This window comes from Virgibacillus sp. 7505, from assembly GCF_002272135.1.
Taxonomy (GTDB): Bacteria; Bacillota; Bacilli; order Bacillales; family Amphibacillaceae; genus Terribacillus.
Window position 1 is genome coordinate 1 of sequence record NZ_NPBF01000015.1, and the last position, 8,726, is coordinate 8,726.

At 46.4% G+C, this 8,726-nt stretch carries 8 protein-coding genes and 1 other annotated feature; of the genes, 4 read left to right on the forward strand and 4 right to left on the reverse strand.

Annotated elements, in window-relative coordinates; all coding sequences use genetic code 11:
* Both CHH91_RS04870 and CHH91_RS04875 read left to right on the forward strand, forming a co-directional pair.
* Positions 1-1,286 (forward strand): LysM peptidoglycan-binding domain-containing protein (locus CHH91_RS04870; protein WP_141234126.1); only part of this gene is annotated, 1,286 nt, incomplete at its 5' end.
* Between the two features lie 23 nt (positions 1,287-1,309).
* Complete coding sequence (locus tag CHH91_RS04875; protein ID WP_095222359.1) at positions 1,310-2,323, forward strand: protein kinase family protein; 1,014 nt, start codon at positions 1,310-1,312, stop codon at positions 2,321-2,323.
* Here CHH91_RS04875 and CHH91_RS04880 read toward each other — a convergent pair whose 3' ends face one another.
* Complete coding sequence (locus CHH91_RS04880) at positions 2,324-2,512, reverse strand: hypothetical protein (RefSeq protein WP_095222360.1); 189 nt, start codon at positions 2,510-2,512, stop codon at positions 2,324-2,326.
* A 122-nt stretch (positions 2,513-2,634) separates the two neighbouring features.
* Positions 2,635-2,877: a binding site (T-box leader), on the forward strand.
* Between the two features lie 51 nt (positions 2,878-2,928).
* Here CHH91_RS04880 and CHH91_RS04885 point away from each other — a divergent pair.
* Both CHH91_RS04885 and CHH91_RS04890 read left to right on the forward strand, forming a co-directional pair.
* Positions 2,929-5,583: a valine--tRNA ligase gene (locus CHH91_RS04885; protein WP_095222364.1), complete on the forward strand. Its 2,655-nt coding sequence runs from the start codon at positions 2,929-2,931 to the stop codon at positions 5,581-5,583.
* Positions 5,584-5,646: 63 nt separating this feature from the next.
* On the forward strand, positions 5,647-6,213 hold the full coding sequence (locus CHH91_RS04890) for a GNAT family N-acetyltransferase (protein ID WP_095222361.1): 567 nt from the start codon (positions 5,647-5,649) through the stop codon (positions 6,211-6,213).
* Between the two features lie 168 nt (positions 6,214-6,381).
* Here the strand turns inward: CHH91_RS04890 and CHH91_RS04895 are convergent, their stop codons facing one another.
* The 3 genes from CHH91_RS04895 to CHH91_RS04905 form a co-directional block, all read right to left on the reverse strand.
* On the reverse strand, positions 6,382-7,281 hold the full coding sequence (locus tag CHH91_RS04895; protein ID WP_176465677.1) for a glycine betaine ABC transporter substrate-binding protein: 900 nt from the start codon (positions 7,279-7,281) through the stop codon (positions 6,382-6,384).
* Positions 7,282-7,300: 19 nt separating this feature from the next.
* The gene (locus tag CHH91_RS04900; protein ID WP_095222363.1) at positions 7,301-8,050 is read right to left on the reverse strand and encodes an ABC transporter permease; all 750 of its coding nucleotides are present in this window, start codon (positions 8,048-8,050) and stop codon (positions 7,301-7,303) included.
* A gap of 13 nt (positions 8,051-8,063) precedes the next feature.
* A partial coding sequence (locus CHH91_RS04905) for an ATP-binding cassette domain-containing protein (protein ID WP_095222365.1) occupies positions 8,064-8,726 on the reverse strand: 663 nt, incomplete at its 5' end.

The window sequence follows — 8,726 nt, forward strand, 5'->3', positions numbered from 1 at the left end:
AAGCAGAAGCACGTGAAGAACAAAATGCTGAGGTGCAGAGCTACCAGTCAGCTCAAGAATATGTGGAGTCGACAGAGGTAGAAGCGCAAGCAGAAGCACGTGAAGAACAAAATGCTGAGGTGCAGAGCTACCAGTCAGCTCAAGAATATGTGGAGTCGAAAGAGCCAGAAGCGCAGGCAGAAAATCGTAAGGGAAAAGAAGCCGAAGCGCAGGGCTATGAGTTTTCTAAGGAATATGCCGAAAATGAGATAGAAGCTGAATTAAAAGCAGAAACCCGCGATCAGAAGACAGAGGAGCAAAGCATCTCATTTGCACAGCATTATACAGAACAAACGCCATCACAGGCAGAAACGGTACTGGAGGCTTCAGCTGCTCCAGCAGATTATATAGAACAACGTCCTGCTGATGAAGAGGAACAGGAAGAACCTCAGGCTTATGCACAAGAGCGGGCACCTGCATCACCAAGGGTTAATATTCAAGCGGAGAAGACAGCTCCGCAATCACGCGAAGAAGCATTTTATAAATCAGAAGAACAACAGTACGTACAAAATGACTATCAGATTCCAGCAGCTGGCAAGCTGCCAGAAGAATTCTTCGTGCTACCTGATGAGCTGGAGGATGCTTATCAAGCGGCTGATTTCCGACAGGCGCTTGATCAGGATGATGACGTATATTATCTGGATCGGGAACTGCCTCATGAAGAACCAGCCGAAGCACCGGATTTCACCTTTACGTATCAAGCAAAGCAAACAGAAGAAGCGCCTCCTGAGCCAATCAGATTCGAAGCACCTCCTCTTTTGACCCCAGAAGAGGATGACAGATGGAAATATAAAGAGTCGAAGACATTCAGTGAGTTTTTCGGCAGTAAGCCAGTCGAGCCTACGGAGGTGCCGCAAGCAGATATAACTGCAGAAGAGATTGATACGGAAGAATCATACGAGGATGCTTATAACGACGTATCTCTGCAGTCAGTCCCAATCAATCAGGAACTGCAGCCGGAGGATTTGCAGGAAGTGGCTGAAGCAGACGAAGTGACAGAAACAAAAGAAGCAGCAGCTGACCGAAGTGACAGCAGCAATTTCCTTGTCCACATGTTTGGTGCTAGGGAAGAAACATATACGAAGGTCCGTGTCTGTATCGTTCAGGAGCGGGACACATTGGAGAAGATTGCGAATCGATATGATGTGCCTGTCAGTACAATTGCCAGCTCCAATAATCTGGAGGAAGAAACAGTATCGGAAGGTCAGCTGCTAGTCATTCCGCAGCGTCGTCCAAGAAAGAATTAATAAAAATGAACGGGGTGTGCTAGATGGAAAATATCGATCGAATACTAGCTGCCTATGGCATCACGCCAGCCTCGGTTCAAGCTATTACCAGCCGCCTGTCTAAAGTGCAAACGCACCAGGCGGCTTTTGCTTTAAAAAGGTCATCCCTCCATCCGGAGCGGCTCGACCGCTGGCTGATGGTCGTCCAAGGCAAGCATAATTTTTATCGGGAAGGTGTTCCGCCGGTCTATCAAACATTGCAGGAGAATTTCTATGTAGTGGATGAAGGGGAAGTGTATTATCTGATGCCATGGCTGGAGCGGCATCGAACAGATGAACCAGATCATCCTTATGAGATGCTGTTCACTACTCTTGGGAAGATACATGCCTCCTCCAGCAAACGGTATCCAATAGATTATGAAGCGTATGCATTGGCCATTCGGAAGCAGAAAGAAAAGCTCCAGCAGGACAGGGAGGAGCTGCTCGGTTTGGTAGAGCGTTTCGAATCCCAAACATACATGGGGGTTGTGCCCTTGCTCGTTTGCACGCATTATAAGGATTTGGAGCATGTATCTGCAATGCTGGATAAATGGTATGACCATTATGATGCGGATCTTAAAGCAGATCCCGAGATGGAGCATAGTGTCTTGCATGGCAGCTTACGACCTTCCCATGTACAGGATGGCAGTCCGCTGCATTTGCTGAATTGGGAAAAGACCAAGCTTGGCAATCCTAGCTTGGACCTGGCTGATTACTATAAGGAAGAATGGCGTTTTGTAGATAGCAATGTAATAAATGCACCATTTTATTTGCATACGTATGAAGAGCATCGGCAAATGAAAAAAAATGAAGAGAGCCTGTTCATGCTGCATTTGCTTCATCCGGGCCGGTATTTGAAGCAGGTCAGAGAGTATGTAAGTGCTCCGCAAAAGGCGGATACCCCTGCTGTCGTATTGGAATTGACCCAGACGCATCGGCAGCTGATACAGGCTCTCCAGGCACAATCCTATTTTCAGGATCTGCGGGATCAGGAAGAACAGGAAGGCGCAGAGGCTTGATTAGATTGATTTTGTCTGGAAGCTGAAATAAAGGGCGATCAAGCCGCCAAGTATAAGGATATCCAAAATCGATGGAAACAAGAGCGTTCTGATGAACTGGAAGACGATCAGTGGAATTACCGCCTTCTCGGTGACATTGACCCAATACTTGAGGAAACCCGGCATGTTGTTGCGGTTGAATTTACTCATTGTCATCCCTCCTATAAGCAGTATATGAACGGGAAAAGCTAGGCGTTTACCCTTTTTTGAAAAAAATATGCCTCTTCATTGACTTTTTTACTGTCAAGTGGATACAATAAGCTATACATGATACAAATGCTTTGACAGGGAAGAGTATAGTGTAAGGGTCCATACTAGAGAGGGAAGCAAACTGGTGGAAGTTTCCCGGATACCTGCAGTAGAAGGTCGCCCTGTATGCAGCGACCCCGAATGTGACTTTTTAGTCAGTAGGGGGAGCCGGTGAAGAGCCGTTATCTCCCTCGAGTGTGCGACACGTATAAGTAGTGTCGTAAATGAAGGTGGTACCACGGAAACTAACCCTTTTCGTCCTTTTGGATGAGAAGGGTTTTTATATGTCACCAAAAGCATTGAAGGAGGAACCAGGCATGACAACAGACAAATCACAAGAAACGAACTCGCTGCCATCCAAATACGATCCGGCCAGCATCGAAGCAGGCCGCTACCAATTCTGGCTTGATGGCAAATATTTCGAAGCAACCGGGGATGAAAGCAAAGAGCCATATTCCATCGTCATTCCGCCGCCAAACGTAACAGGTAAGCTGCACTTAGGGCACGCTTGGGATACAACTTTACAAGATATCCTGACACGTATGAAACGTATGCAAGGCTATGATGTGCTTTGGCTTCCAGGAATGGACCATGCCGGTATCGCGACACAGGCAAAAGTAGATGCGAAACTGCGCGAACAGGGCATCAACCGCTACGATCTTGGCCGTGAAGGCTTCCTAGAGAAAAGCTGGGAATGGAAAGAAGAGTATGCAAGCTTCATCCGAAAGCAATGGTCGAAGATGGGACTTGGCCTAGATTATTCCCGTGAGCGATTCACATTGGATGAAGGGTTGTCTGAAGCGGTTAAAGAAGTATTCGTCACATTGTACGAAAAAGGCCTGCTTTACCGCGGCGAATATATCATCAACTGGGATCCGGCTGCTAAAACGGCACTTTCCGATATCGAAGTAATTCACAAGGATGTGCAAGGTCACTTCTATCATATGCGTTATCCGCTTGCTGATGGAACAGGACATATCGAAATCGCGACAACGCGTCCGGAAACATTCCTAGGGGACACAGCAGTAGCTGTACATCCGGATGACGAGCGCTACCAGCATTTGATCGGCAAAACGGTCATCCTGCCGGAAGTAAACCGGGAAATTCCGATCGTAGCGGATGATTACGTTGACATGGAATTCGGTTCCGGTGCAGTGAAAATCACACCAGCCCATGACCCGAATGACTTCGAAGTAGGTAACCGCCATGATCTTGAACGCATCCTTGTTATGAATGAGGATGGCAGCATGAATGAAAATGCTGGAAAATATAATGGCTTAGATCGTTTTGAAGCACGTAAGCAAATCGTGAAGGATCTGCAGGAGCAAGGCATCCTATTCAAAATCGAAGATCATATGCATAGCGTTGGTCATTCCGAGCGAAGCGGTGCAGTGGTAGAACCTTATCTATCCACACAATGGTTCGTAAACATGGAGCCGTTAGCGAAACAAGCTTTGGAATTGCAAGCAGGCGAAGACAAAATCAACTTCGTACCAGAACGATTCGAAAGAACCTATTCATACTGGATGGAAAATATCCGTGACTGGTGTGTTTCCCGTCAGCTATGGTGGGGACATCGTATTCCAGCTTGGTATCATAAAGAAACAGGAGAAGTGTATGTTGGCAAAGAAGCGCCAGCAGACATCGAGAACTGGGAGCAAGATCAAGACGTACTCGATACATGGTTCTCTTCCGCATTATGGCCGTTTTCCACAATGGATTGGCCGAACACGGAAGCAGCTGATTTCAAACGCTACTTCCCGACTGATGTACTCGTAACAGGATATGATATCATTGCCTTCTGGGTAAGCCGGATGATCTTCCAATCCAAAGAGTTCACAGGCGAACGTCCATTCAAGGATGTACTCATTCACGGTCTTGTACGTGACGGCGAAGGCCGTAAGATGAGTAAATCACTTGGCAACGGTGTTGATCCGATGGATGTTATCGAGAAGTATGGTGCAGACTCCTTGCGCTACTTCCTATCTACTGGTTCATCACCAGGTCAGGATCTGCGCTTCCAGTGGGAGAAAGTTGAGTCTACTTGGAACTTTGCCAACAAAATCTGGAACGCTTCCCGATTCGCCTTGATGAATATGGAAGGCTTACAGTACAGCGATATTGATTTGTCCAAAGAGAAGAGTCTTGCAGATAAATGGATTCTTACTCGCCTGAACGAAACAATTGAAGCTGTCACATATAATGCTGAGAAATATGAATTCGGAGAAGCTGGACGTCATTTGTACAACTTCATCTGGGATGATGTATGTGACTGGTATATCGAAATGGCGAAGCTTCCGCTGTATGGCGAAGATGAGGCTGCGAAGCAAATGACACGTTCTGTGCTTGCACATGTACTGGATCAGACAATGCGCATGCTGCATCCATTCATGCCATTCATCACAGAGGAAATCTGGCAGCAGCTTCCGCATGAAGGGGAATCCATCACGGTTGCCGCATGGCCGACAGTCAACAAAGATTTGCATGATGAACAAGCAGCAGAAGAGATGAAACGTTTGGTTAGCATCATCCGCTCTGTTCGTAACATCCGTGCAGAAGTGGATACACCGATGTCCAAACAAATCCAGCTGCTTATCCAAGCAGAAGACAATACAATCGAAGCAGAACTTAAGGCGCAGCAGCACTATATCGAACGCTTCTGTAATCCAAGTGAGCTGACGATTGCAACAAGTATTCAAGCACCAGATAAAGCGATGTCAGCTGTTCTTACTGGCGTAGAGCTTTACTTGCCGCTTGAAGGCTTGATCGATATCTCTAAAGAAATCGAACGCTTGGAGAAAGAACTCGACAAATGGACAAAAGAAGTCGATCGTGTTGTGAAGAAGCTTTCCAACCAAGGCTTCATCAGCAAGGCACCAGAAAAGATCGTCGAAGAGGAACGTGCTAAGCAAGCAGATTATGAAGATAAACGCGCACGCGTACAGCAGCGCATCAACGAACTAAAAGGCTAAACACACCACAAGACGCACTAGAATTTTGCTAGTGCGTCTTTTTTACATAAGGAGAGGGATACAATGCTGACATTCCAGAAGCTAGAAACCGAACGGATAGTATTGGATGAAGTGAAGATGCAGGATGCTCCATACGTATTTGCTGCTTTGTCCGACCGCAGTGTAACAAAGTTCTACGGCATGGAGCCGCTCCAATCCATTGAAGAAGCAGAGCGAGTCATTTCCTCTTTCCGATGCGGCTTGCAAGAGGGACGGGTAATTCGGTGGGGCATGTATTGTAAGGAAGCAGGACGATTTCTTGGAACAATCGGTCTGCATCAAGTAAACCGCAGCAACCGACGAGCGGAAATCGGGTACGAATTGCATCCGGACCATTGGAAGAAAGGATTTGCTAGTGAAGCAATGAAAGCAGTTCTGGGTTATTGCTTTGAACAACTCGACCTGCTACGTGTCGGGGCTATGGTCTACCCGGAGAATACGGCATCAGCATCCCTTGTGGAGAAGCATGGTTTCAAGCGAGAAGGGCTTTTGCGCAGTTATTATTATCATGGTGGCAAAACATATGATGCAACTGTATATGCACTGCTGCGAGAAGATTGGAAGAAAGCCCGGGATAGCTCTGCAAGCTAATATGCTTGTTTCAATAGATTTTTAAGGCAGGTTCCAATGCTTCGAATCTATGTGACAAATAGAAGAGTAAAAAGGCCTGCGTTCTATACAGAACGCAGGCCTTTTTGTTTGTATTATCATTCACTTGTGTCAGTTGATTTACATGTCAATGACATGCCGTACTTAATATCAGTCTTTGAGTAAATTATTCGCCTCAAGGAAGTCCTTGGCTACACGTTCCACACTTTTTTGTTCAATATCCACTTGATAGTTCAATTCCCGTAAGGAATCCGCGGTCAGTGCATTCTGGAGCGGCTCAAGTAACTCTGTTAATTCGGGGTGCTCATCCAATGTGTCTCGATTGATGGAGGCAGCCAGATTGTAAGAAGGGAAGAATGCCTGATCATCTTCAAGAATCTTTAAATCTAGTGATTTGATTTGCGGATCGGTGGAAAACCCTTCGGTCACATCGATTTCATCATTATTCAGCGCGGAATAGTAAAGACCAATCTCCATTTCCCGGATGTTGGTATCAGGAACCTGGAAGCCGTAATGCTCCTCCAAACCCGGCAACCCATCCTGACGATTAGCAAATTCGGTTTCCATCCCAAAGCTGAGTTCTTCTGGGTTATCCTCGACATAAGCAGCCAAATCACTGATTGTATCAATGCCCAGCTCATCCGCTTTCTCTTGTTTCATTGCCAGTACATAGACGTTATTGGCATCGGTTAAGTTTGTCCAGGCCACACCGTTTTCCTTATCCAGCTCTTGAATGGTTTCCATCGCTTCATTTTTATCGACGACCGGATCCACACCTAGATAGGATACTAGCGCAGTACCTACATATTCCCAAGTCATGTCTACTTGCTGCGTTTCAATTGCTTGGCGCATCGCGGAAGAACCGAGATTCTGGATTTCTTCCACGTTATACCCGTTATCCTCCAATATGAAGGTTGTCATCTTGGCTAGAAGCAGCTGCTCGGTAAAGGTCTTAGCTCCGACAGTGATATTTTTCCCGCCGGGACTACAGGAGCTTAGAACAAGCAATAAAGCTGCTAATAAGGCAAATAGGGATAATCGTTTTTTCATAAACTCTGGTATCCTTTCTTTACGCATTTTGTGCTTTTTTGGCTAGACGGAGACCTTTTGGCACCAAAGCAAATTGCAGCCATTTGAACAAATAATCAATCAGAATGGCAAGCAAGGTGACAGGTACCGCTCCAGACATCAGGAAGGCATTGTCAAATAGACGGATACCAGTGAAAATCCACACGCCGAGACCTCCTGCACCGACTAAATAAGCAAGTGCAGCGGTTCCGATATTGATGACCAATGCTGTCCGTACGCCAGCAATAATCGAAGTGAGTGCATTCGGCAGCTCGATCTTCCAAAGGATTTGAGCATTTGTCAGGCCCATCCCTTTTGCTGCATCGATCATGTCATCATTAACGGAATCCAGGCCAGCAATCGTATTCTGCAAAATTGGCAACAGGGAATAAACGAAAAGGGCAACGACAGCTGCACTGATTCCAATCCCTAGAAAGCCCATAGCCAGGGCAAGCACTGCCAGACTCGGGATTGTTTGTCCAAGATTGGCAATTCCTACAATCAGCCATTCTGATTTGCGGAATTTAGGTCTGGTCACAAAAATACCTAGCGGTACTGCAAGCAGCACAGCGGCAGCACCAGAAAGCAGCACGATTGTGATATGCTCACCAAGAAGACGTAAGAAGGTATCTGGCTGTTCAGCTATTTTGCTGAACATATTATTGGTGAAAGCCCACACAAAAAAGGCAATGAGCAGGGCCCAGAAGACAACCTTGATAATCAAGGCAATTGTTTTATTTGTCCGTTCCATGAATACAGCCCCCTCAGACGCTCTCCTTGATCTCACGGTGCAGGAACTGCTCGATCAAGTCCAAAGTGATACTTCCTTTGCTTGTACCATTGTCGTTTTCTACAATCAGCTGATCTGCTTCTTGATTTAAAAGCTTCGATATAGCCACTCGCAAGGAGAGGTTCTCATTGATATTTTGAAAGTCAGGAGATTCAAAGACTGGTTTTAGTGACAAAGCGTTTGCCAAGTCTTTCACTGTGTATAGACTCATGCTTTTAAGCACACGGTCTTGCCCGACGAATTCAGCAACAAAGCTGTTGGCCGGCTTGTTCAGCATCTTGGCCGGCTCCGCGTATTGCATCATCTTGCCGCCTTTGAGCAGGGCGATTTTATCTGCCATCTTGACTGCTTCGTCAATGTCATGGCTTACAAACAGAATTGTTTTCTTAAGCTCTTTTTGAATTTGCAGGAATTCTTCCTGGAGATGGGTGCGGATGATCGGATCCAATGCTCCGAATGGTTCATCCATCAACATGACCGGCGGATCGGCAGCTAATGCACGGGCTACACCAACACGCTGCTGCTGCCCTCCGGAAAGCTCATGTGGAAATCGTTTTCGATATTGGTCAGGATTCAGACCAACCAGCTCCATTAATGTATTGAAACGATCGCGCATCTTTTTGCGGTCCCAGCCGAG